This window comes from Pseudomonas sp. DE0010, assembly GCF_007680745.1.
Classification (GTDB): Bacteria; Pseudomonadota; Gammaproteobacteria; order Pseudomonadales; family Pseudomonadaceae; genus Aquipseudomonas; species Aquipseudomonas parafulva_B.
Genome location: NZ_VEJQ01000262.1, coordinates 1 through 246, shown reverse-complemented (window position 1 = coordinate 246; position 246 = coordinate 1). Strand labels below are relative to the sequence as shown.

At 69.9% G+C, this 246-nt stretch carries 1 protein-coding gene; it reads right to left on the bottom strand.

The annotated features are described in order from the left end of the window. On the bottom strand, window positions 1-246 hold a 246-nt coding region (locus tag FS767_RS22470), incomplete at both ends, for a chemotaxis protein CheW (protein WP_178102787.1).

Genomic DNA, 246 nt, shown 5'->3' with positions numbered 1-246 from the left:
GACCTTGCGCACGGTGACCGAATCGTCGACCACCATGACCAGCGCCGGTCGGGTGACCTCGGCCACAGTGGCCGGACCCTGCGCCAGCCGCGCCAGCTCTTCGCCACTGGCGCGCTGACTGCGGATCATCGCCAGCAGGTCGAGAATCACCACCACGCGCCCGTCCCCCAGCAGGGTGGCACCGGACAGACCCGGCACCCCGGCGAATTGCGGACCCAGGCTCTTCACCACGATCTCCCGCGAACC